Source organism: Pseudoalteromonas sp. L23 (assembly GCF_021728455.1).
Classification (GTDB): domain Bacteria; phylum Pseudomonadota; class Gammaproteobacteria; order Enterobacterales; family Alteromonadaceae; genus Pseudoalteromonas.
This window is the reverse complement of record NZ_JAKKCW010000003.1, coordinates 284,305-311,057: the sequence shown is the minus strand read 5'-3', so window position 1 is coordinate 311,057 and position 26,753 is coordinate 284,305. Positions and strand designations below refer to the sequence as shown.

The window sequence follows — 26,753 nt, the reverse complement described above, 5'->3', positions numbered from 1 at the left end:
GCCGTGTAGCTATACCGCACGGCTTTTCCCTCAATCTTTATGCTCAACAAATTTCACTAGGGCCAGTAGCCACCACGTCAAGCCAAAGCTAATTTAACCTGACCGTTCACCATTTTACACTGGAGAAATAACATGCCGTATAAATCAGTAAAGAACCTTATAGCTTGATTCGTTGTAGGTCTGTCTGTGCTCGCGTTAGCCCCTGTGTTTTCCTGATAGTATAGCTGTTTTAGTATTTTATTTAAGCACTGCGCTTCTCCTCATTTGCTTGTTTACCATTTCTTCAGCTAATCACCGCAACTTTTAATTGAAGGCAATCATTGTTGGTGTCGGTATGCTGGTTTTGAATGATTACTTGCGATTTGGTGCTTAGCCACATACAATTTCGCGACCTGTCTGTTTGTAAACTACATTACTTTGGCTGTATCTACGACTTTCTCTTCTACGGGGCCTTTAGCCCAGCACTTCTCAGGCTATCAACCAAGGCAGCCCCAAATTGATATGGCTATTGCAGTAGAAGAAACCATACAAAATGGTGGACAATGCATCGCCGAAGCTGGAACAGGGACGGGGAAAACGTTTGCTTATCTCATTCCTGCCTTTCAGTCTAAAGGTAAAGTCATCGTCTCAACCGGCTCTAAGGCCTTGCAAGAGCAATTATTCCATCGTGACGTGCCAACCCTAAAAAAGGTGCTTGGCAGTGGGAAAAAAGTCACTTTGCTAAAGGGTAGGGCCAATTACCTTTGCCCTTATCGTTTATCACAGCATTTGAGCCATGTGCCAACCGACGACCCAGATGTTATGCACCAACTTGCCATGGTTGCAAAGTTCGCTTCTGAAACACACAGTGGAGACTTAGCCGACTGTGTGGGTATCGAAGAAGACGCAAAGGTATTACCCTACGTTACCTCAACTGCAGACAACTGTTTAGGGAAAGAGTGCCCAGACTACGAAGACTGTTATATCCGAAAGGCAAGATTAAAGGCAGTCGATGCCGATGTTGTGGTGATCAACCATCATTTATTTTTTGCCGATATGGCCGTAAAAGATTTAGGCTTTGCGGAGCTAATGCCAACCGCGGATAGCTATATCTTCGATGAAGCACATCAATTACCAGAAATAGCCAGTGACTACTTTGGTGAGACTATCAGCACTAAAGCTTTGCAGGCGCTTATTAACGATTTAAGGGTGATCTACCGTTCTGATATTCCAGATATGTTGCAACTTGGCAAAACACTCAATAAATTGGAAACCAGTGTCGCCGATTTGCGTTTGGTATTTGGTGGCGATGGTGCCCGTGGTGATTGGCATGAGGCGCTGGCGAATAAACCAATTTGCGATGCCATGCATCGAGTGATAGCTAACTTAGACTTTCTCTATAAAGTGCTCAAACTTTGCCTGGATAGAAGTGAAAAAATAGAACACCCATTTGAAAAGGTCATGACCTTTAAAAATCAGTTTGAACGTGCCTTTGATACCAGTCAAACTGGATTTAGTTACTGGTTCGAAACCACAAGGCGCTTTTTATCTATTCATATCACGCCGCTTGATGTATCAAGTAAGTTTGCACAAATTGTCAAAACCACTGAGGCAAGCTTTGTATTTACCTCCGCCACCTTATCCGTTGATAATTCCCTAGAGCACTTTAGTCGTAGCTTAGGACTCAAACCGACCTCACAATTTATTGTTGATAGCCCATTTAACTATAAGCAGCAAGCCTTGCTTTGCCTGCCACGCTATTTGCCAGAAACCCGTGACGACTTAATGCCACATGCGCTGGTAAAGCTTGCAAAACAGGTGATTGAAGCGGCAAAAGGGCGTACATTTTTACTCTTTACCAGTTATCGCGCGATGCATTTAGTCTACGAAGGACTGAATACGGCACTGCAATATCCCATTTTTATGCAGGGTCAAGCATCGAAACGGATAATTTTAGAGCAATTTATTCGGCACGGTAACGCCGTACTACTTGGCACAGCTTCTTTTTGGGAAGGCGTGGATGTGAGAGGTAACACGTTGAGTTGTGTTGTCATTGATAAACTACCATTTGCTTCACCAGATGATCCTTTGTTGCAAGCGCGCATGCGAGACGCTGAAATGCGTGGATTAGAACCCTTTGATGCAATACAACTCCCCCAAGCTGTTATCGCGTTGAAACAGGGGGTTGGGCGATTAATTCGTGATGCTAACGATAAAGGTGTACTGATTATTTGCGATAATCGCTTAGTTACGAGAAAATACGGCCAGACGTTTTTAAGTAGTTTGCCTGATATGTCTCGCACGAGAGACTTAAACAAGGCAATTCGATTTTTAGAGAATATTGATAAAAATGAAAAATAACCTGTTGGCCATAGACGCCTCCACCGAAGCACTCAGTATTGCATTGCACTATGAAGGCAAGTTTATTCGCCACTTCGAGGTTTGCCCACAGCAGCATAGCCAAAAGATACTTCCCTTAGTTGAACGTATTTTACGCGAAGCCGACATCACGCTTAGTGAACTTGATGGCATTGTATTTGGACGTGGGCCTGGCAGCTTCACTGGGGTGAGAATAAGTACAGCGGTTGCGCAAGGCTTAGCATATTCTTCAGGTCTTAAGCTGGTTGGTGTTTCAACTTTGCAGGCGATGGCGCAACAGGCATACATGGAAGCAGGCAAGTCCAGCGTAGTGTCTGCAATAGATGCACGTATGGGTGAAATCTACTTATGCCAATACAACGGCGAAACTAGTGGTGTTATTCAACCAAGCACCGTAGAAACAGTTATTAAACCTGAAAATATCGACTTCACATCAAGTGGTGCGGCCGGTGTTGGTACAGGATGGCAAGCATTCTCAGAGCTTGCCACACAGCTTGAATGCGAAATCATTGACAATATCACGTTACCTGATGCTTATTACATGCTGTTTATAGCTGACGATAGTTTCACACAAGGCTTATCTGTGGATGCAGCTGACGCCCAGCCGCAATATGTGAGGGATACTGTGACGTGGAAAAAGTTGCCAGGTCGAGAATAAAGGCGTATTTTTATACAAGCACTTCGTATTTATTGAGCTAAACCGTGAAACTAAATTCAATCATTCAACAAGCAGGTACATATCAAGTAAAGCCACAGCCTAAAAAGGCGGTGAGCACTGCTATTGAAGAAGGAAATACGGCTAAGCTCAATACCGCTCAGATCAAAACCAGTGAAAAGGGTATTGCGTTGGTGGAGCAGTTCCAATCGCAGCAACGTTCGACTATCTACGACCGCCCTAACTTTCGTACTGGACAAGCAATTAGTGAATACAAAGCAATTGCAACGGAAGCAAGACGAGATGAGATCAAAGGTATGATTGGCGTTTCTGTTTACGCGTAATACCAATTCGCTTAATTAAGTGGTCTATTTTGAGGCGAGAAAATCTTGTCGATAACAAGACGAAAATTTTGCTATTTAGTTGTTCTAAATGAGAAATTTTTAACGCCGTTAGCGTCAGATTTGCTCCTTCAAATTGAGCAAGTATTAAAGCTAATTGGTATATTATCTCTTCCAAGACTCGATAACAAAAAAGGTCAGCAAATGCTGACCTTTTTTGTTATCGACAGTAAATGAAGATTTTTACTTTTTAATAAATCCAATCAGTTTATCAGCAATTGCGGTATTGTTTTGCGAGCCGATGAACGCTTCTTTACCTTTACCATGGGCAAACACTTGTACATCGATAGCGGTGTGACCACCCGTTGTCCAACCAGTGAAAGATGCATCACTAATTGCCTCTTTAACGACAACACTAAGCGCCTTCGGACCTTGTGAAAGTGCTTCTTTTACTTTTAGCTCAGTCGCACTATCATACTCAAGACCTGTTAGCTCTTGCCATGTTGCTTTAATGTCTTTTGTCTTTGCAAGTGCTTTTGCTATCTCGCCCGCTGAACCTTTCACTTTAGCTACCACATCACGCTCCCAGCGATACTGACCGTTCGCACCAAGCGTTAATCCACCGGTAGAGTGATCTGCTGTGATCACCAAGATAGTGTCTGGGTTGTTATCAACAAAAGCCTTTGCAAGCTTAATTGACTCTGCAAAGTCGTCCATTTCATGCATAGCACAAGCGATATCATTAGCATGTCCACACCAGTCAATCTGACTACCTTCAATCATTAAGAAGAAGCCTTTATCATTCTGGTTTTCCAATAATGATAATGCCGTTTTAGTCATTTTAGTTAGGCGCTGAGGCTCTTCATCAATTGCGAATGGCAGACCTACTTCTGCGAACAGACCCATCGCAGGAATTTTATTTAGCGTATCAAGCTTAGATAAAGCATCGACGTATTGATAACCTGCGTCTTTAAATTCATTAACTAGGTTTCTATCTTCACGAATGAAGTATTTAGTGCCACCACCAAGCATAAGATCTACAGGTAATTTTCCTGCGATTTTATTGTCTATGTAATCATTGGCAATGTCGTCATAGTTACGACGTGATTCATTATGAGACGCGAAACTTGCAGGTGTTGCGTGGTTGATTTGCGATGTTGCAACAAGCGCGGTTGTTTTACCTTTTCTTTTCGCCACTTCGAGCATCGTTTCCAAATGTTCTTTATGGGTATCTACCGCAATTGCGCCATTATAGCTTTTCGTTCCTGTACTTAAGGCGGTTGCGCCCGCAGCACTGTCTGTTACAACCGTGTCGTCGTCTGGGTAGGTATGCGCCATACCAACCAAAATAGAGTCAAAAACCGTTGGGTCAACCACTTTCGTGGAAGGGTCATCTTTAAAATAACGGTAGCCCGTTGTGTAAGCCGGCCCCATACCGTCGCCAATCATGTAAATAATGTTTTTTGGAGCAGCCAGTGTCGGAGCCGCAAATACTAATCCAACAAATGAGGCCAAAAGGCTAGTTTTGAAATTCATTGTTATTCCCGTGTACTTATCGTGATGAAGGTTTGTGATTCTCTACTATTTGATCAATTTAAACGCATTCGTAATAAAATGGATGTTCGATAAAAATATTTTCAACAAATCAAAGTAGTAAGTTCAAATATGTCACGGTAAGATGATAAATCAATGATGGTACAATGAACACTAAAAGAATTCGTCGATGTCTCTATATGCGATAAAAGAACAAAAAATCGGGCCATTCTCCTACCAACACTGGGGAGAAGGAGAGCAAACCGTTATCTACCTTCACGGTTGGCAAGATAATAGCAACAGTTTTGTGCCGTTTGCGCCATTTTGCAATACACAATACACGCATATAGCGCTTGACTTACCAGGTCATGGACATTCAGATTGGAAAAGTGCCGACGCCTTTTATTACTTTATCGACTATGTCTATGACTTAAAGTACTTTTTAGATTTAGCACAAATCAAAACGTGCCATATTGTTGGTCATTCTATGGGGGCGATGATAGCTAACTTGTTTGCAAGCTGCTATCCAACACGCTGTTTATCTTTGGTATTAATCGAGGGAATAGGAATTGTGAGTACCTCAGAGAGTGATACCAAAACCCAGCTCATTAATGCGTTTAATTCCCGAGATAAATTAAAACAATCTGAACCACGGGTTTATCCTGATATAAATACACTTACGCAACTGCGCAGTAAAATCAGTGATGTTTCCGTAGAAATAGCAGCGCTGCTTATGGCAAGAAATACCCTGCCGCACAGTGAAGGCGTGCAACTGGCATTAGACCCTAGGCTAAAGCACCACTCTGGATTTAGGTATTCCATCTCGCAGGCAAAATCCGCGCTCAATGGGATTACCATTCCAACCTTACTGGTGTTAGCAGAACAAGGCTATAACATGATTGTCAGACAATATAGTCAATTTAAAGGCTGTTTCGACTCACTCAAGCTTGAGAAAATACCTGGCGGCCACCATTGCCATATGGAAAACCCGGAAATTTGCTATAAGCTAATTGAAGCACACCAAAACTGCGACAAAACATCGTTCACAACTGAAGGAGCGTAAAGAATAAACTAATCATGGAAAGAAAAGTTCACAAAGAGCGCTAAAGCCTACGTTTCAACAGCATCTAGATTGTAAATCCTCAGATATTGTGGGAATATGGCGTTTTTAGAGTATTTGCTCAATTGTTAAAGTGCCTTACATCGTTTATGGTTTAGGGTGAATATAAAAATAACGAGAACACAGGAGCTAAGAGTGGAAAAAATCTGGCTTAAGCGCTACCCAGAAGGTATGCCTGAAACTATCGACCCAGAGCATTACAACTCATTGCTTGAATTATTTGAAAAAAGTTTTGCAGATTATGCTCAGTATCCAGCCTACACCAATATGGGTAAGACACTGACTTATCAGCAAGTTGATGAAAAGACCAAAGCAGTTGCTAGTTATATACAAAATGAATTGAAACTTGGCCGTGGCGATAAAGTTGCTGTCATGATGCCAAACTTGTTGCAAACCCCAGTTACTATTTTAGGTGTACTACGTGCTGGTTGTACCGTTGTAAACGTCAATCCGCTTTACACCGTGCGCGAATTAGAGCATCAGCTAAATGACTCCGAGTCAAAAGCTATCTTTATTCTTGCAAACTTTGCCCATACACTGGAGCAAGCCTTACCAAAAACCAGTGTGAAGCATGTAGTGCTGACAGAAATTGGTGACATGTTAGGTGGCTTCAAAAAGCATCTGGTGAACTTTGTTGTTAAGCACTTCAAAAAAATGGTGCCTGACTTTAGCCTGCCAAATACCATTCCTTTCAAACAAGTAATTGCAGCAGATCCTGCAAAATACAGTAAACCAGACGTGACGCTAAGTGACCTTGCCTTCTTGCAATACACTGGCGGTACAACTGGCGTATCTAAAGGCGCGATGCTGACTCATGGCAACATGGTAGCAAACCTAGAGCAAGTTTCAGGCTGTTTAGATACAGTATTAGTTAAAGGAAAAGAAGTCGTTATCACGGCACTACCGCTATACCATATCTTTGCATTAACAGCGAATTGTTTGACCTTTATGAAGTACGGTGGTCACAATATCTTGATCACCAACCCGCGTGACATGCCTGCGTTTGTAAAAGAGTTGGCAAAAGTTCCATTTACCGCTATCACCGGTGTAAACACGCTATTTAATGGCCTGTTAAACACACCAGGGTTTGCCGACCTAGACTTTTCAACCCTGAAAATGTCTTTAGGTGGTGGTATGGCCGTACAACGCCCTGTCGCTGAGCGCTGGCAAAAGGTAACAAAATCAAAGCTGATGGAAGGTTATGGCCTTACAGAATGTGCGCCGCTAGTTACTATTTGCCCACACGATCTTGAAGCCTACAACGGGTCTATTGGTTTACCTGCACCAAGCACTGACATTAAGATAGTTGATGACAACGGCAATGAAACACCTAAAGGTGAGCCCGGTGAGCTGTGTGTTAAAGGACCACAGGTGATGGCTGGTTACTACAACCGTCCAGACGCAACCGCCGAATGTTTAAAAGACGGCTGGTTTGCAACGGGTGATATCGCTACTTATGATGATGACGGTTTCTTCTACATCGTTGATCGTAAAAAAGACATGATCTTAGTGTCTGGCTTTAATGTTTTCCCTAATGAAATCGAAGAAGTCGTTGCCATGCACGAAGGCGTGTTGGAAGTTGCAGCGGTTGGCGTGCCTCATGAGGTTAGTGGTGAGCAAGTTAAAGTTTTTATTGTTAAAAAAGACCCATCTTTAACAGAAAAAGATATAATTGCACATTGCCGAGATAATCTAACGAACTATAAAGTACCAAAACTAGTTGAGTTTAGAGATGAACTACCAAAGACTAACGTTGGTAAAATACTGCGTAGAGCGTTAAAAGAATAACAAATAAAGCCGGCACTAGCCGGCTTTTTTATAACTAGCGTGATATCGCTAGTTATGTAAATTGCATGGGAGTAACAGTGCAGTATCAAGTTATTGAAAGCCAAACAGCACTAGATGAATTTGTCTTGTCTATTTCGAAAGCCAAAGTGCTCGCCGTCGACACCGAGTTCATGCGTCGCCGCACCCTATACCCAGAAATTGCTCTGTTACAGATCTTTGATGGTAACCACCTTGCCCTTATCGATCCACTAGCCGATATGGATTTTAGTAGGCTGTGGACGTTGTTTTCAGATACTAGTGTTTTAAAAGTACTTCATTCTCCGTCAGAAGATATCGAAGTATTTCTAAAGTTTGCAGGTTTTATCCCATCACCAATTTTCGATACCCAGTTTGCTTTACAGTTGTTAGGTGAGGGGAGTTGTATTGGTTTTGCTAATATGGTGAAGCAACTTAGAGACGTAGACATTGACAAAAGTGAATCCAGAACAGATTGGTTACGCCGCCCTTTAACTCAAAGCCAATTAGATTACGCCGCCTCCGATGTATATCATTTACTGCCATGTTTTGAGACTATTCAAGCGCGAGTAAATGAAAAGCAGCTATTTAACATAGTGCTTCAAGAGAGTGAGTTGCTTGCCCAAAAGAGGAGCTTCCGCCAACCTGATGAAGTACTTTATCTTGATGTCAAAAACGTGTGGCAACTTAAGCCTAGAGATCTTGCTACTCTAAAAGAACTTGCAGCGTGGCGCAGAGCTAAGGCAGAGAAAAAGAACTTAGCGCTAAATTTCGTGCTTAAAGAACATAACATGGTCGAAATTGCTAAACGTCGTCCAAGCTCACTGGGAAGTTTACGTAATGTTCCAGGTGTTGAGCCAATGGAAGTTAATCGCTCTGGCAAAGAAATTCTCGCCTGTATAGAAAAAGCAAAAGAAGTAAGTGAACAAGATTGTCCACAACGCGTGAGAAGACTTATCGACTTCAAAGGTTACAAAGCAGCGTGCAAGGATATCAAACAGGTTATCGCCGAAGTCGCCAAAACTAACGATATTCCTGTTGATGTGTTTGCTTCGAAAAAACAAATCAATCAGGTGATCAGCTGGTCGTGGAAAAAGTCACCGGAAGAAAAGCAATTGCTGATGAAACCCGATCTTGCGTTAGGCTGGAGGGCTGAGCTTGTTGCAGATAAGTTAGACAGTTGGTGGCTGTAGCACTCCTGTCGATTTAAAGGTGAAAGATAAACAGCGAAAGCGATAATAACATCCACCTTCCGAAGAAGGTGGATGTCGCTCAACTAGTCTTTTGGTTGTTCGATACCAAAGTACACGCAATGTAACACAGGTAATACAATCAACGTCAGTATGGTCGCAAAACCAAGACCGAACATAATGGTGACCGCCATGGACTGGAAGAACACGTCAAATAATAGCGGGATCATACCCAGTATGGTTGTGATAGCAGCCATAGACACCGGCCTTACACGACTCACACCAGAATCAAATACCGCTTGGTAAGGGGACTTACCAGAGTCTATTTCGATATTTATTTGATCCATCAGTACAATACCATTTTTAATCAACATGCCGGATAAACTTAGCAAGCCTAGCAGCGCCATAAAGCTAAATGGTGCTTGTAGTAAAACAAGGCCTGCCGTTACCCCAATAATAGCAAGCGGCACGGTTGACCAGATCACTAATGGCTTTTTCACCGAGTTAAAGAGCAATACAGTGACCATAAACATCGCTAAATAACCGATTGGTAATGAGCCAAAAATGGCTTTCTTCGCTTTGCTTGACGACTCATACTCGCCGCCCCATTGCATCTCGTACCCTTGGGGTAGCTCAATGGCTTCGATATCCGCCTTCACTCTTGCAAATAACTTAGCTGGGGTTTCATCACCTATCACGTCGTGATCAGCCATTACCGTGATGGTACGTTTACGGTCGCGGCGCATGATCAGGCTATCTTCCCAAGTGACACTAAAATCATCCACGATTTGTGAAACTGGTACGTAGACGCTAAGGACAGGGCTGAATATTTGTAAGTCACCAAGATTTTCAACATTGAGCCTCTCTTCCTCAGGAGAGCGCGCAATGATAGGCAACAGTTGTGTACCATCTCGATATAACCCTACCTTGTTACCTGACACCGAAGTCAGTAGCAACTGATCTAAGTCTGATTTACTGATCCCCAATCGACGCGCCTTCAATTCATTAAACTGTGGGCGTACCAGCTTGGTTCTTTGTCGCCAGTTGTCACGAATATTAAACGCTTTCTCGTCTTGGCTGATAATACCTTTGGCTTCTTCAGCTAGTTGGCGTAACACAACAGGGTCTGGTCCCGAGAACCTAGCCTCGATTTTTGCATCAGTTGAAGGACCAATTTCCATACGCTTTATTTTGAGACGTCCGTCTAGCTCATTTTCAAGCTCATAATCGCGAAGCTTGGCAATCATAGCCACTACTGCTTCTCGGTCTTTTACACGTACAATTAACTGGCCATAAGCGTCGTATTGTTTTTCAGGCGAATAGGTCAACATAAAACGAGGCGCGCCTTGCCCAATCGTTGCAGTTACTTCATTAACCATCGGATCGGCCAGTAAAAAGGATTCAATTTTCTCAACATTCTGCGCCGTGCTGCGTATATCTGCACCTTGATAATGCCAGTAATCCACATAGAACATCGGTGTATTTGAAGCTGGGAAGAAAGATTGCTTAACCGATTTAAAGCCAACAACTGCAGCGACTAATAGCAGTACCATAGAAATAATAGTAATAGCACGATTTTTAAGGCAGAAGGTCAGCATGGATTTATACACGGTGAAGATCACACCTTTATAAGGGTCGTCTTCTCCGCTGGTATCTGATGACTTTTCTTTAGGCCCTTTAAACATCATATTGGCAAAAAATGGCGTCAGTGTAATAGCCGTTACCCAACTTAGCAGTAGTGAAATTAACAACACCCAAAATAGCGAGCCTGCAAACTCACCACTGGCGTCGGAGCTTAAGCCAATCGGTGCGAATGCGGTGATCCCGATAACGGTTGCGCCAAGAAGTGGCCATTTTGTCTGTTCAACAATGTTCACAGCAGCTTTTACTTTAGATTGACCCCGTTTAATATTAATCAAAATGCCTTCAGTCACTACAATGGCATTATCGACTAGCATCCCCAGCGCAATGATCAAAGCACCTAATGAAATACGTTGTAAATCAATGGCGAATATCTTCATAAAGATAAAGGTACCCAGCACGGTAATAAGCAAAATACCGCCGATTAAAATACCACTTTTTACACCCATAAAAATAAGCAAAACGATAATTACAATGGCAACGGCCTCTAAAAGGCTAACGATGAAACCATCAACCGAGGTTTCTACTTCTGTTGGTTGATTGTAAACCGTGTTGATCGTAATACCGTAAGGGCGCTGATATTCCAATTGCTGTAAGTGATGTTCGATTTCTTTACCCACCTCAACAACATTTACACCAGAAGTAAAAGAAACCCCAACCAGCAGTGCACGCTTTTGATCAAAACGTGTAATATGATTCGGCACCTCCGCATATTCGCGTGTTACTTTTGCCACGTCACCCAAATAAATAAGCTCTTTGGCGCCGGGCTTTGAGATAAGTAAACCCTCTAGCTCAGCAACGTCTGTAAACTCACCAGTAGGGTGCAGGCGAATAGACTCGTCTCCAACTCGTATTTTACCCGCATTAGATACCGTATTTTGAGCTTGTAACAACGAGAAAATGTAACTAGGCGCAATGCCAAGTTGTGACAGTTTTTGTGTTGATATTTCGACGATCACTTGTGCTTGCTGCTCACCCGCAACAGTGACTTTACTCACACCTTCTACTAGCACTAATTCGCGCTTTAAAAAGTCAACGTAGTCTTTTAGCTCATCATACGAATAGCCTTCACCGGTGATCGCGTAGAGTTCACCGTAAACATCAGCAAAATCGTCGATAACGCTTGGCGTCATAACACCTGGCGGTAGCTTCGGCGAGAGATCATTTACTTTACGGCGCAGCTCATCCCAGATCTGTTGTAAGTCTTTCTTACGGTACTTACTCTTCATCTCAACAGTGATCTGCGACTTACCGGGAGAAGAAATTGAAGTAACATAATCAACATACGGCAGAGATTGAATCGCATTTTCAATCGGGAAGGTGACTTCCTCTTCCACTTGTTGTGGCGATGCACCAGGATACATGGTCACGACCATGGCTTTTTTTAGTGTGAATTCAGGATCTTCTAGTTGGCCTAAGCCCAAATAGGATACCGCCCCAGCAATAAGCAGGAGCAAGGCAAACATCCAACTGATAACCTTATTCTCAATTGACCACTTGGCTAAACTCATATTACAGACCTCTTTCTTTAGTCCAAGGTCTCACTTTTGCGCCTTCTTGCAAGTAATGCACGCCCGCAGCAACAATTTCTTCACCAGGTTCAAGACCCGACATTACCTCAATACCGGTATGATTAAGTTGGCCAACGGTGACTTCGCGTTTTGTTACCGTCTGATTATCACTTTGATATACCCATACGTAACTATTCCCCTCTGTGCCTTGCTTTTTATCTGAGAATACTGCTTGGTTAGGTACGATGATTGCTGTATTTTCACGGTTCGTAATTTTGCTTGGGTCGACGTAAACATGGCCTGTCATACCTGCGAACAAATTAAAGTCCTCAGGGATTGGAAGACTAAATACGACTTTGTAGGTCAAGGTTGCAGGGTCTGCCTGCGTATCCCATTCCTTAATCGTAAGCGGGTAAGACTTACTAGGGTAGCCATCAAAAACAACGGTCGGTTTGTAATCCGAATCTTTATCAACACGTGCAACGATGCGCTCAGGTACTTGAATAACTACATCCATCATATCGCGTGTTTCAAGGCGAAGAATATTTTGCTTTGCTACCACGTTTTCGTAATTTTTGACAAATACCTTGGCAACCGTACCACTAAACGGTGCTCTAAGTTCGCTATATTCGAGGTTTGTTTTAGCAATTTTAAATGCAGATTCCGCAACTTGCTTGTCTGCATTTGCTTTATCAAACTCAGCTTTAGTCGCTATGCCTTTTTCAAATAACGGCTCAATTCTCGATAACTGCGATTTAGCGAGTTCAAATTGGGCTTTACGTTGTTCATATTGCAGATTGAAATCTTCAGGATCAAGCTTGGCTAGCAATTGCCCCTTTTGTACGTCTTGGCCTGCGAGAACTGGAAACTCGATAAGTTCACCATTCACACGAAAGGCAAGATAGGAGCCTTGATTTGCCACCACTTCAGCAGGGAAACTACGAAGCGTGCTGCTGTTGGGGTCCGAAACCGTGTGAATTTTAACTGGTCGGTTAGGGGCTTCTGTTGGGGCTTGTTCTGCTTGCTCTTGGCAACCCACTAATAAGGTAGCCAGCACAATTCCAGAAAACACTCTTAACATTTTGTTCTCCATGACAACGTCAATTTTAATGCGTGCAGAATAATGGAATTACATATAAAATAAAAATTATAAAACATTCTATACTGCATAAGATTTATTTATGAAGATTTCGGACTTAGCAGCGTTTTGCACCGTTGTTGAAGCGCCTAGCCTTACCGAAGCGGCAAATAAGCTTCATAAGACACAGCCTGCGGTCTCTCAATCAATTAAAAGATTAGAACAATCTTTGGGATTTGCCCTTTTTGAGCGTGAGAAATATCGCAATGTGTTAACAGAGCAAGGTCGTCGGTTTTATTTTGAAGCCGAAAAATTACTTAATCATCATAGAGATTTGTCATTACTCGCGACTGAATTCGCGGCGGGTAATGAACCAAGCTTTAACATCTGTTACGAACCGATCGTATATCAAAACCAGATTGATCAAGTATTAGGCAATGCCTTCATTAAGTTTCCCGCAACTGAAATGAACATCTCAAGTGGTAAACGTTTTTTTGCGCTTGAGCAAGTCACACAAGGGATTGCAAACCTTGGCATTGGCCCTTGGTTTGACCTTTTTCATTCAACTGGCGATTTAGAATCAATGCCGATTGGACACGTAAAATTAGGCTTAGTCTCATTAACAGGCTATATGCCACCAGAGCTGAGTTTTTCGGAGCTTGCGCAATACCCATCTCTTGCAATGAAAGAAAGTAAATTCAAGTTTGATAGTGAGCGCTTGGCATACAGAAATAGTAACAATGTCATGAAACTCGATGACGCACTGGCAATAAAAAGATACTTATTACAAGGTATGGGCTATGCCTTAATCGGCCTTGACCTTTGTAGAGAAGAATTAGAGTCTGGTGTTTTGCAACAAGTGAGGGTGTTTGATAGAAAAGATGAGTTTGAAGCCGAGATCCACGCGTATCGTTTGCATATTTCCCACCATGGGCCAGTAGCAAGATATTTTTGGGATAAATTAAAAGAGTTAAATATTCAATATGAAAAGCAGCAATCCTCAGCAAGAACTCGCTGAAAAAGTCTTCACCGTAATCGGCGGTATCCCATTTGGAAAAGTTGCGTCGTATGGGCAAATAGCGAGATTAGCTGGCTCCCCAAAACATGCCAGAAAAGTAGGCCAGTTATTAAAAAACCTACCGCAAGGTTCAACGTTACCATGGTACAGAGTAGTAAATAGCCAACGGCGTATTTCATTTCCTCAAGACAGTAGTAAATTTCAAGAGCAAAAATCGCGCTTGCAAGCTGAGGGCGTCACATTCTCAAATAGTAACGTGATAGCTAAACACTGCGTTTGGGAATAGTCATAAATTTAGCGTTAACTGATCCAGATAAATAGGGCCGTCGTAATTATCGTTAGTTTTTGTATATTTGAACGGGAATTATGAAACTCGCTTTATTTCCATTGCCAATATTCTTGCTTCCAGGCGGGTTCACCCGCTTGCGGATCTTTGAGCAGCGCTATCTATATATGGTAAAAGAGGCCGCGAAAACAGAGCAAGGTTTTGTGTTATGCCCATACCTCGCGGATACGCCGAACAATGTGTCAAAAGAAGGCGTGCACGTTAAAATTGTCGACTTTTCACAAGATGATGATGGTCAGCTGCTCATTGATGTTGAGGCACTATCGCGCGTCGCGATCAGTAATGTGGAAGTAGACTCACAATCTTTACGTTATGGCGATTGTGACATTATTGATGGGCCGCCATGGCAATGTAGCGAGGAAGCATTGAGTCTAGTCGATGAAACTCTTGTTGATAAGCTTCAGAGTGTTTTTATCGCCAACCCAATCCTTGATGATTTGTACCGCGACAAGCATTTTACTCAGCCTCTTTGGGTTGCTTATCGTTGGCTAGAAATCTTACCCATCTCGATGACCCAAAAACTAAAAATAAAACAAGCACAAACATTTGAACAGGTGGCAGAGTTCTTACATACTGTATTAGATGAAAAATAGTGATCCATGCCAAGTTTTACAGCGTATTACAGCTTATAATTATAAATTGGAAGGTGAGCTATGTTAGGCCAACAGCAATCTATTGATTGCAACGTTCAGTCAGGAACTCGCAAAGCAGTGCAAGAAACTCCCTCTCAAGCGTTATCGGACGCTTTAGTTAAGGTTGCAGAAAAACGAGATCGCAAAGCTTTTGCCTTCTTGTTTGAGTACTTTGCGCCAAAAATCAGGCGCTTTGGTGTGAAACAATTTGGTAATGACGCCCAAGCGATGGAGCTCGTACAAGACACGATGACGTCAGTGTGGCGTAAAGCCCACCTCTATCATCATGATAAAGGCGCAGCCACAACGTGGATCTATACCGTGATGCGTAACGCGTCGTTCGACGCATTGCGTAAAATGAAGAGTAATAAAGAAGAACATATCAGTGAAGACATCTGGCCGATAATTCAAGACTCGCAGGCTGACGACGACGGTTTTCAAGATCACTTGCAAACGGCGCAAATTCAAAAATACATCAATAAGTTGCCGCCAGCACAACGAGACATAGTCAAAGGCGTGTACTTTCAAGAAATGTCTCAAGAACAATTGGCAGAGCATCTTAATATACCTGTCGGGACAGTTAAGTCACGTTTACGGCTTGCTTTACAAAAACTTCGCGCAGAAATGGGAGATCAAGCATGATAAAGCATCACCCTAATGATTCATTATTAAGCCAATTTGTTGAAGGTAATTTGCCTGCAAGTATCAGTGTCGCAATTGCAGCACATGTCGAAATGTGTCCATGTTGTCAGAAAAAGACTCAACAGCTTGAAGCGCAAGAAGCGAATGTTCAGCTTGGAGGAGGCAGCGACTCTTCACTAAGCAGCGATTTCGAGGCGATGATGCAAGCGATAACACTGGACGACGAAATAGACGAAGTTAAAGAATATATCCAACCCTCATTTAACTATCAGGGCAGGGATGTTCAGTTACCTCGGGCTATTGCGAATATCGATCGCACCAAGTTTTCAGGTGTAGGCAAAATCGCCCGCTCTCGGTTATTGCTAGAAGACGGCGACTTACGCTCAAGTCTTTTACAAATTGGTGCGGAAGGCGAAATTCCAGAGCACACCCACACGGGCTTTGAGATAACCTTGTTGCTTGACGGCGATTTTGCAGATGAGGCTGGTGAATACGTACCGGGCGACTTTATTTGGCAAGACGACAAACATAATCATTCTCCGCGCACAAAAGAAGGCTGCCTGTGCTTTACCGTGGTAAGCAGTGCACTACACTTTAATAAAGGCTTAAGTAAGCTGTTAAACCCAATTGGTAAGTTGATTTATTAAAGGAATAGTTGCGAAATGAAATTTTCATCACCAATAAAAATTGGCATTAGCGCGTGTTTGGCTGGAGATAAAGTGCGATTTGACTCAGGCCACAAGCGTTCAAACTTTTGTATGGATGAATTCGCCGAGCATGTTGAGTATGTGCGCTTTTGCCCGGAAGTTGCGATAGGCATGCCAATTCCAAGACCAACTATCAGACAGATCCGCGTAGGCGACATTATCAAAGTTAGTCGCCCCGACGGTAAAGAAGATGTCGCACCAAAGCTTAAGGAGTTTGGTGAAAAGGTTGCAACCTCACAAACACAAAGCCTCTCCGGCTTTGTGTTTTGCGCCAAAAGCCCAAGCTGCGGAATGGAGCGTGTTAAGGTTTATAACGAAGCAGGAACAGGTAATACATCTGAGGGTATTGGCATTTTTGCTGAGCAAATTATAAAACACAATCCGCTTTTGCCTTGCGAGGAAAATGGCAGATTGAATGACATGCATCTTAGAGAAAACTTCGTAATGCGGGTATTTGTCTATAAAAGCTGGCAGGAACTAACGCAATCGGAAAACATCGGTCTACACGAGCTGACGAATTTCCACGCCAAGCACAAATATCTGTTGATGAGCCATAATTACCAAGCCTATAAAGATTTAGGGCGTCTACTTGGTGATGGCAAAAAATTTGATAGAGAGACGCTGAAACATAAATACATCAGTGGTTTGATGTCGGCACTGAGCAAGCCTGCCAATCGCAAAAATCAAGCAAACACGTTAACGCATCTACAGGGGTATTTTAAGAATGAGCTTTCGAGCATCGAGAAGCAAGAGATGTGCAGCGCAATAGAGCAATATCGCAAAGGTATCGTACCTTTATATGTACCGCTGACACTGCTCAAGCATCACCTTACCGTACATCCTAAAACGTATTTGCAAAGCCAAGTGTACTTTGACCCATACCCCAACGAACTGCGTTTAAGATTCGGAATTTAATAATGAAAACAGCTTTTTGGTTTCGCCGTGATCTCAGGGTTTACGGCAACGAGGCTTTGATTGAAGCCGTGAATGAGGGCGCACGCGATGCGCTCTTTTTTTATTGCAAGCCACAGTGGCAGTCACACAACGTAGCCAGTATTCAGCTCGACCTACTTGAGCGCAGATTACTTGAGCTTGGCAGCCAGCTTAGTGAATTTGGCATTAGGCTACATATCATTGAAGCGAGCACATTCGCTGAGCTGCCGGCGCAGCTTCAAGTTGTTTGTGACGATAAAGGCATTGATTGCTTATATGCAAATAAAGAGTATGAAGTAAATGAAGTGGCGCGCGATGAAGCGTGTGAAACTGTGATCACGTTAAAATTATTCGATGGCGATCTCGTTGCCAAACCGGGCTCTGTGCTTACGGGCTCCAGTGAGATGTTCAAGGTGTTTACCCCCTTTAAAAAAGCATGGTTAAAACGTTTTGTGGGGCAGCAATTTCACTTCACTAGTTGGCCATTGGATAAGCAACATGGGGCAAACTTCAAAAAGCCAACTTTCTTCGAGTTGACCAATGAATCTGAAAAGTGGCCAGCCGATGATAATGCCATTGTCGCGATTGTAAATCGTTTTATTAAGGACAAACTAGCAGACTACCAAGATGACCGTGATTTCCCTGCAATCAAAGGAACTTCGGGGCTCAGCCCATATTTGGCATTAGGCATTGTGTCGCCCAAGCAGCTCATCGCAGAGATCCAACTTCATTACCCTGAAGTGCTTGAAAACCCAAGTAAACCAGAGTTTTGTTGGGTAAACGAGCTCATTTGGCGTGAGTTTTATCGCCATCTTATCGTCGCTTTCCCGCGTTTATGTAAAGGTTTTAATTTTAATGATAAATATAACGCGGTTAGGTGGCGTGACGACAGCCAAGCTTTTGAGCTCTGGTGTAATGGTCAAACTGGCTATCCGATTGTCGATGCGGCAATGCGTCAGCTCAATAAAACTGGCTGGATGCACAATCGGCTACGCATGATTGTTGCCAGCTTCTTAACCAAACACTTGCTCATCGACTGGCGTAAAGGCGAAGCCTATTTTATGTCAAAGTTAATAGATGGCGACCTTGCCAGTAATAATGGCGGCTGGCAGTGGGCTGCAAGTACGGGGTGTGACGCGCAGCCTTATTTTCGTATTTTTAATCCCATCACGCAGAGCGAAAAGTTTGATCCCGATGGTTCCTTTATTCGTACATATGTGCCTGAATTGAAAAATGTTCCAGCAAAGCATATTCATTTTCCTCATGACTATTTAACGGCATTTGGCGAAAAGGACGACTATGCAGAGCCGCTGGTTGATCATAAAGAAGCAAGGGCAAGAGCACTTGACGCATTTAAGGTTTAAATAGGTATGGATCACAGAACGCAGCGATTCGTGGCAATTTATAATGAAATAGACAAATACTGTCTCGGTAAATTGGCTTCAATTTACACTGAGGACATCAGTTTTGTAGACCCTTTACATAAAATTCAAGGGCTCGATGCGCTAACGAATTATTTTCAGGGGTTATATGAAAATGTCTCTGAAATCGAGTTTCTTGTTACGAACGCCTATCAAGTTGATGACGTCAGCTTTATCTACTGGACTATGTCCTACCAACACCCCAAGCTAAATGGCGGTAAGCTCATAGAGGTCGATGGTCATAGTCGCTTGAGTTTTATTGGCGAAAAAGTGGCGCAACATCGTGATTACTTTGACAGTGCGCAAATGCTGTATCGCCAAGTTCCACTACTCGGTGGTGTTATTCGGCTTTTAGATAAAAGGATCACGGCATGAGCAACATCTTAATTACTGGCGCAACATCAGGGATAGGTAAAGGTCTTGCGGAATTTTATGCAAAACAGTCACATCAAGTAACAGTTTGTGGCCGCAATAAAGAAGTGTTAGACGAATTAGAAAACAGCGTAGGTGCAAAGAGCAAAGCATTTGATTTAACAAACCGCGATGAGATAGAAGATAACTTCAAAGATATTGACGACTTGGATCTCGTGATCCTCAACGCAGGTGGTTGTGAGTATATCGACAATCCCAACCAATTTGACGGCCATTTGTTCGAGCGAGTAATGCATATCAACGTCATCTCAATCGGCCACTGCCTAGACGTATTATTGCCAAAAATGAAAACAGGCGGGCAACTTTGTATCGTAAGTTCCAGCAGTGCATTTTTACCTTTGCCTCGCGCCGAAGCGTACGGTGTGTCGAAAGCGGCTGTCAGCTATTTAGCGCGCACCCTGACAGCAACATTAAAAGACATTGATGTGACCTTAGTTCACCCAGGATTTGTAGAAACGCCGTTGACAGATAAAAACGACTTTCCGATGCCATTTATTGTAAGTGTCGATGAGGCCGTGAGTTACATTAGCAAAGGAATAGAAAAGCGCAGCAAGGAAATACATTTCCCAAAAAGATTTACTCTATTTTTAAAACTTCTCAGGTTACTGCCGTTTTCGTTGTGGTTACCTCTCGCAAAAAGGATAGCCCGTGGCTAAGATTGCAATAATTGGAAGCGGTATTTCAGGTATGACCGCAGCATACCTGTTAAGTCGTCAACATGACGTGAAAGTCTTTGAAAAAAATGATTATGTTGGCGGGCATACAGCAACTATTGATGTTGAATACCAAGGTGAAAAGCTCGCGGTTGATACCGGCTTTATCGTATTTAACGACAGAACCTATCCAAAGTTTGAAAAATTGCTGGCTGAAATTGGTGTTAGTCGCCAAGAAACCGAAATGAGCTTTAGTGTTCACAACAGTCAATCGAAGTTTGAGTACAATGGCCATTCACTCCGCACGCTATTCGCACAAAAACGTAACCTACTGAGGCCGACCTTCTGGCGATTGCTAAAGGATATTGTGCGTTTTAATGATCTTTGTAAATCATTATACGAAAAAGACGACTATCGAGGTGTTGAAACGCTTGGTAAACTGCTACAGCATCACCAATTTAATGAGTTTTTTAAGCTGCACTACATCTTGCCGATGGGCGCAGCTATCTGGTCAACCAGTATCAAAGAAATGCTCGACTTTGAAGCTAAATTCTTTGTCCAGTTTTTCTTCAACCATGGGCTCTTGGACATCACAAATCGCCCTCAATGGTATGTTATCCCAGGTGGTTCGAGGGAATACATTCAACCATTGGTGGCAGAATTTAAAGACAATATTGTGCTTAATGCCGACATCAAGACAGTAGTTCGTGATGACTCTGGTGTGACCATCGTCTTCAAAGATGGTAGTAATGAGTACTTCGATAAAGTCGTCTTTGCATGTCATAGCGATCAGGCTTTAGCGTTACTAAATACCCCATCGAGTGATGAACAAGCGATACTTGGTGCAATTCCTTATACTGCAAACTCAGTGGTGCTGCACACTGACACCCGTTTATTGCCAAAACGTCCGCTGGCGTGGGCCAGTTGGAACTATTTCTTAAACGAAGCGACGGACAAAGCCGCTGTTGTCACCTACCAAATGAACATACTGCAAGGGTTTGATGCCAAACATCAATACTGTGTCACGTTAAATCATGATGAAGGGATAGCTGAAGACAAAGTGATCCGTCGCTTTGTCTATCATCATCCCGTTTTCAATACCACCAGCATTGCGGCCCAAAAACGTAAAGCCGACATCGATGGTAAACACCATAGTTATTTTTGTGGTGCGTACTGGTTCAACGGCTTTCATGAAGATGGGGTGAGAAGTGCGGTAGATGTGGCCGAGCAATTGGGTATCTCATTTTGAACAGTGCAATACTGGTGGGAAAAGTTCGGCATCGGCGATTCGCTCATGCCAAGCATGCTTTTTCTTACCCCATGTATATGATGTGGCTAGATTTAAGTGAGCTCGACGCACTCAATAGTATTTCGTCAAAGTTTGGTACATCCGGCTTAAAACTGCTTAAATTCAATCAAGCTGACTATATCCTCACAGAAGGCGAAAGCTTAGTTGAGCGCGCACGTGCTAAGTCAAATTCGCTAGGCAAACCCGTTTCATCACAAACAAAAGTATATTTAATGGCGCAAATACGCTGTTTAGGCTTTTACTTCAGTCCGGTTAATTTCTACTTTTTTGAAGACGAGAAGGGGGCTGGTTTTAGCCATATGCTCGCTGAGGTCAGTAATACGCCTTGGAATGAGCGTCATTTTTATTTAGTTGAATTAAGTAAAGAAGTGAACTTTAAAAAGCAATTTCACGTATCACCTTTTATGAATTTGGATATGCACTACCACTGGAAAGTGAAGCCACCCGGTAGCAATACGCTAATCCATATTGAAAACAGAAAAGGTGACGAATTGCTATTTGATGCCACGATGACGCTCAAAAAGCAGGAGCTCAATGAAGCAAATATTAATCAATTGCTTAAGCGGTTTCCAGCAATGACATGGAGCATAGCTAAAGGCATCTACTGGCAAGCGTTGAAGTTATTTTTAAAAAAAGTGCCTTTTGTTGGGCACCCCGGAAGAGTATAAGATGGAAAATACCACGACAATATCCTCATCAATTTCGCTTTCTACATTCGATAGAGTGTACAAAAAGCTCGTCTTTGGCGCGTTGAATACCTTAGAAACCGGAAAAGTGGTACTTGTCGAAGGCGACCAAAAATACTGTTTTGGTGAGTCAGAAACAAGCCTAAGCGTTGATATTCATGTTCATTCAGCGCAAATGTATAAGCTATTTGCACTTGGCGGCAGTGTCGGCGCAGGTGAATCTTACATTCTTGGTCACTGGAGTTGTTCGGATTTAACCAAACTGATTGAGATCTTCGTCCTAAACCAAGCTCAGCTAGATGCATTTGAAAATAAGTTTGCATTTTTCTCCGGCATTGTGAATAAGATAAAGCATCTTAAAAATAAAAACTCGAAACAAGGCTCAAAGCGTAACATTGTCGCCCACTACGACCTTGGTAACGACCTTTATGAATCATTTTTAAGTGAAGAAATGCTGTACTCTAGTGCAGTGTATCCCTCAAAGGAAGCATCGCTTGAAGAAGCGCAGCAACATAAGTTAGCCGCAATCTGTGAGCGCTTGGATCTTCAGGCAGCTGACAAAGTTGTTGAGATTGGCACCGGGTGGGGCGCATTTGCGGTTTATGCTGCAAAAAACTACGGCTGCCATATAACCACAACAACTATTTCAGAAGAGCAGCATGCCTACGTAAAAGCACTGATTGAAAAAGAAGGGTTGCAGCAGCACATCACATTACTAAAACAAGATTACCGCGAATTGGACGGCCAGTACGACAAGCTAGTGTCTATCGAAATGATTGAGGCAGTTGGACATGCTTATTTATCGGGCTTTTTTGCCAAATGCAACGACTTGCTGAAACCGACTGGCGCGATGCTGATTCAGGCCATTACCATCGCCTGCCAACGTTATCAACATTACCTCAAGCAATCGGATTTCATTCAGCAGTACATTTTTCCTGGCGGTTGTCTTCCTTCCGTGAGTGAAATGAGCAAGCAAATCGTAAATTCCACCGATATGGTTGTCCACGAACTCCATGATATCGGTCTGCACTATGCCAGAACGCTATACGATTGGCGTGTTCGGTTTGAAAAAGCATGGCCTTCGCTTGATGGTAAACGTTTCGATGAACGCTTTTATCGCCTTTGGCAATTTTATTTATGCTACTGCGAAGGGGCGTTTAAACAAAGAGCAACTAGTGCCGTGCATTTAGTCGCCAGAAAACCAAGATACCAGTCAAATGTCTGTACTCAAACATTGGATTACTAACGCGCTACTCTTCCAAAGTATGTGGTTTGCTGCATTATTTTTCCAAGCAGACGCGCTTTGGTTGATGTTGCTAGGCTGTCTCGTTATGCTCGCAGGACACCAAAATAAGCGCCTCAATTTGGTGCTTGCACTCGTAGGTTCCGCCATAGGAATGAGCATTGAATTGATTGCGGTCAAAGCTCAGCTCATCAATTACCAAGGTAGTGAATTACTTCCGGTTTGGCTTTGGGTTTTGTGGATAGCATTGGTGCTGACAATAAATAATGCACTTTCCAAACTATTAACGCTCAAAGCGCCGATATTATTAGTGGTATTTTTGGTCTGCGCGCCACCTAGCTATCTCGGTGCAGCTAACTTTGATGTAGTTTCTATCTCAACACCTTGGTACATTTTTTGGCCAGTATTTGGCGCACTGTGGAGTGTGGGGTTCTACCTGATAGTGAGTTTTAATCGCATTTTATGGGGTACAAAGCTTGCGCAGTTGCCAGCAAATTGATAGCGTTTGATTACAAACCCACAGGATCCGGGGCGAAACGCAATAAAATAATAAATATTTCGTCGAATTTCGCAATTTTGGGGTTGCACATAAACGCAAAATGCATAAACATAGGTTTTGCTTAGGCAAATTATAAAGTTATAGGAATCTAATAATGAATAAAGCTCAACTAGTTGAAAAGATGGCGGCAGACGCAGAGATTTCAAAAGCAGCGGCAACCCGTGCTTTAGAAGCGTTTACTGGCGCAGTAACTAACACACTAAAAGATGGCGGTTCTGTTGCTTTAGTTGGTTTTGGCACATTCTCAGTAAAAGAGCGCGCTGCGCGTACTGGTCGTAACCCACAAACTGGCGCTGAAATCCAAATCCCAGCTGCGAACATTCCTTCGTTCAAAGCAGGTAAAGGCCTAAAAGACCAAGTAAATCCTTAATCCACTCGCTGGACAAGAAAAACCTCCCAAGTTGGAGGTTTTTTTATGCCTCTCACATTCATTATAATTGATACCACTATCTTGAATTTGCTACTATCGCCCCAATCTCGTAATTTTATCTAATAAGTTGTTTAATCAGTTTTCATGAAGCGTTTTAACCTTTTCGCCGTTATGTCATTACTCATGTTGTTATGGGTAGCTGCTGCGTGCGCGACAGGAACGCCTGATAATCACTTATCCCATACTTCTGATACGCACAGCACGAGCTTCGTAAACATCACCCAAAAGGGCCTCGCTGACTCCAATCAGTTACCCAGTAAGCCAAGCCCTACAAGTCCAATAAAGCTCAGTGGTGAAACCACGCATCACGAAAAGGGCTTATTATCGGAACGCGAGCGTACTAGCCACCCTAGTTATTTTCTACATCCTAAACAACAAGCCGAATATGCGCTTGTATTTGAGCTTGCAGCAGAAAAATATATACCGGCCTCAGTCTATGACATCAATAGACCTAAACCTGTACCTTGGTATATGTGTGATACTCGGCCAAACAATGGCTTTATCGACAACTGTAAGCCGGCAAACTTAACCTTCAAAGGCAGTCTCAACTTCGCCTCTTAATCATTATCTACTACCAATAAAGTACCCAAATAGTAGTTTTGATACCAGCACCCTAACGTCTGTATGACCAGTATTCGTTAGCAAATCGGTATCGCTCAGATAGATAGTGAGAAAAATATGAAAGATATAAATTCGCCAACGAGGCCATCAACCTCTCGTGGAGCAACCGCGCGTGCAAAACGCTTTTTTACTGCGCTTATTGTGTTCTTGTTGATCCTTTGTGCACTACCAAACTTGTATCCCAATAAGAATTTGATTCAAATTCAAGCAAGTAGTAACGAGGTAGTGTTTCTATCGCTGCCTGAGCTTAAATCTCAGCTAGAAGGAGAGGGATTCAAAGTCAAGCAAATCGAGTCTCATCAAGGTGGCTACTTAGTTGAACTTGAAAACCGCACGCTAACCGCCGAAGCGCGTGCTTATATGGCTGAGTCTCACTCCAAGCTAAGTGTTAAGGTTGTTAGTGCTTCAACGATGCCACAGTGGTTAGAAAGCACTGGACTCGAACCTATCAAGCTCGGACTAGACTTGGACGGCGGTGTGTTGTTCGTACTCAAAGTTGACACAGAGCAAGCGGCGCAAAATAAACTGCAGTCACTCGCAGACGAAGCCAATAGCCTACGGATCAAAAATCGTTATCGTAACCTATCTATTCCTCAAGTTATCAGTGGCGAGCAGGTTGAGGTCATAGCGAAAGCGCAAGGGCAAAATGAACTCGTAGCACTTACTGCGACACTGCGCGAACTCTATCCACAATTTACCAGTACAACTCATAAACAAGGCAGTTTAACGAGAGTTAATTTCCGTTTTGCCGAAGCGAAAAAAGCAGAGTTCGATAAGCAGTTAATGACCCAAGCGCTATCTACTTTACGTTCGCGTATTGAGGAACTCGGGATCACAGAAGCAGTTACGCAACGTCAAGGCACTAACTATATACGAATCGAATTACCTGGCGTGCAAGACCCAGAACAAGCCAAGCGTATTATCGGCGCCACAGCAAAGCTTTCATTTCATGCATTACAAGAAATGGGAGGTCAAAAATTAAAGGATAAATCTGGCGCTTTGATTTCAGTCGACCCAGTTGCCATTTTTGGCGGGGATGAAATAGAGTCCGCAACAGCAGGAAGAGATGAATACGGCAAGCCTTTAGTACAACTATTCTTATCTTCTCAAGGCGGTGAAAAGATAAACCGATTTTCTAGAAACAATGTTGGTAAACCAATGGCTACCGTATTCAGCGAATATTACGCGGATCCAAAAGGAGAGATTAAGCGCAAAACGGAGGTAATTTCAGTAGCCACTATTCAACAAGTATTAAATACCCGATTCAGTATTACCAATATGCAGTCTATGGAACGCGCGCAAGAGTTAGCATTATTGTTGCGGGCGGGTTCTCTTGACGCACCAATCACCATTGTGAAAGAGCAAACCATTGGTCCTTCATTGGGCGAAAAGAATATTGAAAGCGGCTTTAAAGCTTTGGCGTTAGGGCTAAGCCTAACTTTGCTGTTTATGGCAGTATGGTATCGCAAGCTAGGCGCAGTGGCCATTACCTCATTACTGGTAAACTTAGTTTGCCTGATTGGATTAATGTCGCTGCTTCCTGGTGTTGTGCTTACCTTACCCGGCATTGCGGGCCTAGTTTTGACTATCGGTATGGCCGTCGACACCAATGTTATTATTTTTGAGCGCGTTCGCGAATTAAGGCGTAAAGGCATTGGGATGGTTACTGCATTAAAGCAAGGTTATCAACAAGCCATGTCGAGTATTATCGATGCCAACTTAACCACGATGATAACTGCTCTTATCCTACTTGGTATCGGTTATGGACCAGTGAAAGGGTTCGCGATCACTTTGGCGCTGGGCATAGTAACCAGTATTTTCGCCGGTGTGGTCGTCTCCGGTATGTTATCAGAATCTCTTTATTCAAAATCACGTAAAGGCGCAAAGTAAA

The 26,753-nt window shown here is 43.0% G+C and carries 25 protein-coding genes; 22 read left to right on the top strand and 3 right to left on the bottom strand.

Translation table 11 applies throughout. The features are described from left to right. Positions 1-501: 501 nt before the first annotated feature. The 3 genes from L3V43_RS07940 to L3V43_RS07930 are packed head-to-tail and all read left to right on the top strand — an operon-like array spanning position 502 to position 3,357. Entirely contained in the window at positions 502-2,340 is a 1,839-nt protein-coding gene (locus tag L3V43_RS07940) for an ATP-dependent DNA helicase (protein ID WP_237116271.1), read from the top strand. Beyond that, positions 2,330-3,016, top strand: a complete 687-nt coding sequence (gene tsaB, locus L3V43_RS07935) for a tRNA (adenosine(37)-N6)-threonylcarbamoyltransferase complex dimerization subunit type 1 TsaB (protein WP_237116272.1) — start codon at positions 2,330-2,332, stop codon at positions 3,014-3,016. The genes L3V43_RS07940 and tsaB overlap by 11 nt, the downstream gene beginning before the upstream one ends. A gap of 44 nt (positions 3,017-3,060) precedes the next feature. Then, entirely contained in the window at positions 3,061-3,357 is a 297-nt protein-coding gene (locus L3V43_RS07930; RefSeq protein WP_237116273.1) for a hypothetical protein, read from the top strand. Positions 3,358-3,597: 240 nt separating this feature from the next. Here the strand turns inward: L3V43_RS07930 and L3V43_RS07925 are convergent, their stop codons facing one another. Beyond that, the gene (locus tag L3V43_RS07925) at positions 3,598-4,890 is read right to left on the bottom strand and encodes an alkaline phosphatase (protein WP_237116274.1); all 1,293 of its coding nucleotides are present in this window, start codon (positions 4,888-4,890) and stop codon (positions 3,598-3,600) included. A gap of 187 nt (positions 4,891-5,077) precedes the next feature. Here L3V43_RS07925 and L3V43_RS07920 point away from each other — a divergent pair, with 187 nt between their 5' ends. From L3V43_RS07920 to rnd, 3 genes are all read left to right on the top strand, one after another. Continuing rightward, positions 5,078-5,950, top strand: coding sequence for an alpha/beta hydrolase (locus tag L3V43_RS07920; RefSeq protein WP_102058085.1), 873 nt, complete (start codon positions 5,078-5,080; stop codon positions 5,948-5,950). 192 nt (positions 5,951-6,142) lie between these two features. Beyond that, the gene (gene fadD, locus L3V43_RS07915) at positions 6,143-7,795 is read left to right on the top strand and encodes a long-chain-fatty-acid--CoA ligase FadD (protein WP_010605463.1); all 1,653 of its coding nucleotides are present in this window, start codon (positions 6,143-6,145) and stop codon (positions 7,793-7,795) included. Positions 7,796-7,872: 77 nt separating this feature from the next. After that, a complete protein-coding gene (gene rnd, locus L3V43_RS07910; protein WP_102058084.1) occupies positions 7,873-9,003 on the top strand; it encodes a ribonuclease D in 1,131 nt (376 codons plus the stop codon). A gap of 83 nt (positions 9,004-9,086) precedes the next feature. Here the strand turns inward: rnd and L3V43_RS07905 are convergent, their stop codons facing one another. Next, a complete protein-coding gene (locus L3V43_RS07905; protein ID WP_237116275.1) occupies positions 9,087-12,152 on the bottom strand; it encodes an efflux RND transporter permease subunit in 3,066 nt (1,021 codons plus the stop codon). A 1-nt stretch (position 12,153) separates the two neighbouring features. Then, a complete protein-coding gene (locus L3V43_RS07900; protein WP_010605460.1) occupies positions 12,154-13,233 on the bottom strand; it encodes an efflux RND transporter periplasmic adaptor subunit in 1,080 nt (359 codons plus the stop codon). Between the two features lie 100 nt (positions 13,234-13,333). On the opposite strand from L3V43_RS07900, the gene L3V43_RS07895 reads away from it, so the two are divergent. The 16 genes from L3V43_RS07895 (at position 13,334) to secD (ending at position 26,752) form a co-directional block, all read left to right on the top strand. After that, complete coding sequence (locus L3V43_RS07895; RefSeq protein WP_010605459.1) at positions 13,334-14,248, top strand: LysR family transcriptional regulator; 915 nt, start codon at positions 13,334-13,336, stop codon at positions 14,246-14,248. After that, positions 14,214-14,534, top strand: a complete 321-nt coding sequence (locus L3V43_RS07890) for an MGMT family protein (protein ID WP_039495238.1) — start codon at positions 14,214-14,216, stop codon at positions 14,532-14,534. The genes L3V43_RS07895 and L3V43_RS07890 overlap by 35 nt, the downstream gene beginning before the upstream one ends. A gap of 80 nt (positions 14,535-14,614) precedes the next feature. After that, complete coding sequence (locus L3V43_RS07885) at positions 14,615-15,187, top strand: LON peptidase substrate-binding domain-containing protein (protein ID WP_069019219.1); 573 nt, start codon at positions 14,615-14,617, stop codon at positions 15,185-15,187. A 60-nt stretch (positions 15,188-15,247) separates the two neighbouring features. After that, positions 15,248-15,868, top strand: a complete 621-nt coding sequence (locus L3V43_RS07880; RefSeq protein WP_039495233.1) for a sigma-70 family RNA polymerase sigma factor — start codon at positions 15,248-15,250, stop codon at positions 15,866-15,868. Continuing rightward, complete coding sequence (locus tag L3V43_RS07875) at positions 15,865-16,515, top strand: ChrR family anti-sigma-E factor (protein ID WP_102058078.1); 651 nt, start codon at positions 15,865-15,867, stop codon at positions 16,513-16,515. The genes L3V43_RS07880 and L3V43_RS07875 overlap by 4 nt, the downstream gene beginning before the upstream one ends. A gap of 15 nt (positions 16,516-16,530) precedes the next feature. Next, positions 16,531-17,490: a DUF523 and DUF1722 domain-containing protein gene (locus L3V43_RS07870; protein WP_235367289.1), complete on the top strand. Its 960-nt coding sequence runs from the start codon at positions 16,531-16,533 to the stop codon at positions 17,488-17,490. A 2-nt stretch (positions 17,491-17,492) separates the two neighbouring features. Continuing rightward, positions 17,493-18,872: a deoxyribodipyrimidine photo-lyase gene (phrB, locus tag L3V43_RS07865; RefSeq protein WP_237116276.1), complete on the top strand. Its 1,380-nt coding sequence runs from the start codon at positions 17,493-17,495 to the stop codon at positions 18,870-18,872. Between the two features lie 6 nt (positions 18,873-18,878). Further along, on the top strand, positions 18,879-19,304 hold the full coding sequence (locus L3V43_RS07860; protein WP_237116277.1) for a nuclear transport factor 2 family protein: 426 nt from the start codon (positions 18,879-18,881) through the stop codon (positions 19,302-19,304). Further along, entirely contained in the window at positions 19,301-20,017 is a 717-nt protein-coding gene (locus L3V43_RS07855; RefSeq protein WP_237116278.1) for an SDR family NAD(P)-dependent oxidoreductase, read from the top strand. The genes L3V43_RS07860 and L3V43_RS07855 overlap by 4 nt, the downstream gene beginning before the upstream one ends. Then, complete coding sequence (locus L3V43_RS07850) at positions 20,010-21,263, top strand: FAD-dependent oxidoreductase (RefSeq protein ID WP_237116279.1); 1,254 nt, start codon at positions 20,010-20,012, stop codon at positions 21,261-21,263. The genes L3V43_RS07855 and L3V43_RS07850 overlap by 8 nt, the downstream gene beginning before the upstream one ends. 14 nt (positions 21,264-21,277) lie before the next feature. Continuing rightward, a complete protein-coding gene (locus tag L3V43_RS07845; RefSeq protein WP_237116280.1) occupies positions 21,278-21,991 on the top strand; it encodes a DUF1365 domain-containing protein in 714 nt (237 codons plus the stop codon). A 1-nt stretch (position 21,992) separates the two neighbouring features. After that, positions 21,993-23,255: a cyclopropane-fatty-acyl-phospholipid synthase family protein gene (locus L3V43_RS07840; RefSeq protein ID WP_235367312.1), complete on the top strand. Its 1,263-nt coding sequence runs from the start codon at positions 21,993-21,995 to the stop codon at positions 23,253-23,255. After that, the gene (locus L3V43_RS07835) at positions 23,227-23,751 is read left to right on the top strand and encodes a DUF2878 domain-containing protein (RefSeq protein WP_235367314.1); all 525 of its coding nucleotides are present in this window, start codon (positions 23,227-23,229) and stop codon (positions 23,749-23,751) included. The genes L3V43_RS07840 and L3V43_RS07835 overlap by 29 nt, the downstream gene beginning before the upstream one ends. 154 nt (positions 23,752-23,905) lie before the next feature. Next, entirely contained in the window at positions 23,906-24,181 is a 276-nt protein-coding gene (locus tag L3V43_RS07830) for an HU family DNA-binding protein (protein WP_010377204.1), read from the top strand. A 144-nt stretch (positions 24,182-24,325) separates the two neighbouring features. Further along, positions 24,326-24,802 carry a hypothetical protein gene (locus L3V43_RS07825; protein WP_237116281.1) on the top strand — a complete coding sequence of 159 codons (477 nt, stop codon included), beginning with the start codon at positions 24,326-24,328 and terminating at the stop codon, positions 24,800-24,802. Positions 24,803-24,919: 117 nt separating this feature from the next. Further along, positions 24,920-26,752: a protein translocase subunit SecD gene (gene secD / locus L3V43_RS07820; RefSeq protein ID WP_237116282.1), complete on the top strand. Its 1,833-nt coding sequence runs from the start codon at positions 24,920-24,922 to the stop codon at positions 26,750-26,752. Position 26,753 lies beyond the last annotated feature (1 nt).

Excerpts from the sequence above, each read along its gene's own strand:
- L3V43_RS07940 (WP_237116271.1), top strand. The coding sequence starts at position 502 with ATGGCTATTGCAGTAGAAGAAACCATACAAAATGGTGGACAATGCATC.
- tsaB (WP_237116272.1), top strand. The coding sequence starts at position 2,330 with ATGAAAAATAACCTGTTGGCCATAGACGCCTCCACCGAAGCACTCAGT.
- L3V43_RS07925 (WP_237116274.1), bottom strand. The coding sequence starts at position 4,890 with ATGAATTTCAAAACTAGCCTTTTGGCCTCATTTGTTGGATTAGTATTT.
- L3V43_RS07920 (WP_102058085.1), top strand. The coding sequence starts at position 5,078 with ATGTCTCTATATGCGATAAAAGAACAAAAAATCGGGCCATTCTCCTAC.
- L3V43_RS07905 (WP_237116275.1), bottom strand. The coding sequence starts at position 12,152 with ATGAGTTTAGCCAAGTGGTCAATTGAGAATAAGGTTATCAGTTGGATG.
- L3V43_RS07900 (WP_010605460.1), bottom strand. The coding sequence starts at position 13,233 with ATGTTAAGAGTGTTTTCTGGAATTGTGCTGGCTACCTTATTAGTGGGT.
- L3V43_RS07895 (WP_010605459.1), top strand. The coding sequence starts at position 13,334 with ATGAAGATTTCGGACTTAGCAGCGTTTTGCACCGTTGTTGAAGCGCCT.
- L3V43_RS07890 (WP_039495238.1), top strand. The coding sequence starts at position 14,214 with ATGAAAAGCAGCAATCCTCAGCAAGAACTCGCTGAAAAAGTCTTCACC.
- L3V43_RS07885 (WP_069019219.1), top strand. The coding sequence starts at position 14,615 with ATGAAACTCGCTTTATTTCCATTGCCAATATTCTTGCTTCCAGGCGGG.
- L3V43_RS07880 (WP_039495233.1), top strand. The coding sequence starts at position 15,248 with ATGTTAGGCCAACAGCAATCTATTGATTGCAACGTTCAGTCAGGAACT.
- L3V43_RS07875 (WP_102058078.1), top strand. The coding sequence starts at position 15,865 with ATGATAAAGCATCACCCTAATGATTCATTATTAAGCCAATTTGTTGAA.
- L3V43_RS07870 (WP_235367289.1), top strand. The coding sequence starts at position 16,531 with ATGAAATTTTCATCACCAATAAAAATTGGCATTAGCGCGTGTTTGGCT.
- phrB (WP_237116276.1), top strand. The coding sequence starts at position 17,493 with ATGAAAACAGCTTTTTGGTTTCGCCGTGATCTCAGGGTTTACGGCAAC.
- L3V43_RS07860 (WP_237116277.1), top strand. The coding sequence starts at position 18,879 with ATGGATCACAGAACGCAGCGATTCGTGGCAATTTATAATGAAATAGAC.
- L3V43_RS07855 (WP_237116278.1), top strand. The coding sequence starts at position 19,301 with ATGAGCAACATCTTAATTACTGGCGCAACATCAGGGATAGGTAAAGGT.
- L3V43_RS07840 (WP_235367312.1), top strand. The coding sequence starts at position 21,993 with ATGGAAAATACCACGACAATATCCTCATCAATTTCGCTTTCTACATTC.
- L3V43_RS07835 (WP_235367314.1), top strand. The coding sequence starts at position 23,227 with ATGTCTGTACTCAAACATTGGATTACTAACGCGCTACTCTTCCAAAGT.
- L3V43_RS07830 (WP_010377204.1), top strand. The coding sequence starts at position 23,906 with ATGAATAAAGCTCAACTAGTTGAAAAGATGGCGGCAGACGCAGAGATT.
- L3V43_RS07825 (WP_237116281.1), top strand. The coding sequence starts at position 24,326 with ATGAAGCGTTTTAACCTTTTCGCCGTTATGTCATTACTCATGTTGTTA.
- secD (WP_237116282.1), top strand. The coding sequence starts at position 24,920 with ATGAAAGATATAAATTCGCCAACGAGGCCATCAACCTCTCGTGGAGCA.